Origin of the sequence: Neobacillus drentensis (assembly GCF_036965645.1) — a bacterium.
Taxonomy (GTDB): Bacteria; Bacillota; Bacilli; order Bacillales; family Cytobacillaceae; genus Neobacillus; species Neobacillus drentensis_D.
Genome location: NZ_JBALPZ010000249.1, coordinates 1 through 1,079, shown reverse-complemented (window position 1 = coordinate 1,079; position 1,079 = coordinate 1). Strand labels below are relative to the sequence as shown.

The 1,079-nt window shown below is 38.5% G+C and carries 1 protein-coding gene; it reads left to right on the top strand.

Annotated features, from left to right (window positions below; translation table 11 throughout):
• Positions 1 to 18: 18 nt before the first annotated feature.
• A partial coding sequence (locus V7266_RS29770) for a sugar ABC transporter substrate-binding protein (RefSeq protein WP_335472844.1) occupies positions 19 to 1,079 on the top strand: 1,061 nt, incomplete at its 3' end.

The following is a 1,079-nucleotide window of genomic DNA, read 5'->3' as shown; positions in this document are numbered from 1 at the left end:
ATTTAAGGGGGTTAAATCATGTTAAAAAAAATCAAGTTAAGTATTCTACTTTTCTCTATTGTAGGATTGATATTGTCAGGTTGCAGTAATAGTCAAGAGACTTCGTCATCTCAAGGACAAAAATCATCTGGAAACGTGTATCAGTGGGGAGATAGCAATTTTGAAAAATTGGTGAGAGAAACAGCACAAGGGAAAACGCTTAAAATTGGATTTGCACCACCAGCGGCATCTGAACATTATGATATTTTTATCCATAGTGCTTATACGATGATGAATGAAATACATGATCGGTTTGGAGTCAATTTCGAGTTTGAAGTGGCTGCACCAGATGATTTTTCTTCCGTTGAGAGACAAGTGGCTACAATTGAAAACTGGACTTCACTAGGATTTGATGCAATATTAGTGTGTTCTGGAGGCGATTTTGATTCCATGAACGCAGTCTATGAAAAGGCAAGAAAAAAGGGAACGGAGATTTATTTGTTTAATTATCCAGCAGAATTGTGGAATGAAAAGGATTTAAAAGCGACTGCAGCAATCACTTATAACAACGAGTTCCAATCAGGATACCAGGTGGGCAAATATGCCGCTGAGAAGTTGAAAGGAAAAGGAAATATTGTACTAATTTGGGGTGTACCTGGATACTGGGCTACTTCACGTAAAAAAGGTTTCGAAGAGGCAATTTCAGAATTTCCAGGTATGAAAATCGTAGCAGAACAACGCGGTGATTATGTTCGAGATAAAGGGATGAGTGCAGCAGAGAACTTGTTACAATCCAATCCGAAAGTCGATTTAATCTATGGAGAGAATGAGGAAATGGCTTTAGGTGCGGTACAGGCAGTTAAATCACGCGGCTTAAAACTATGGGATGGTAAGAAAGGCATCATGGTTATTGGTGCAGACGGACTTAATTCCGGTTTTGATTCCATACGTCAAGGGGAACTGACAGCTACTGTTGATGTTGGTACAGTTGATATGGGCCGTGAATTAATTCGAAACGTATTTATGCATCAAGTTCTTGGCTATTCAATAGATAAAATTCAGAATGTTCCTACAGTAGTCGTTGATAAGAAAAATGTAGA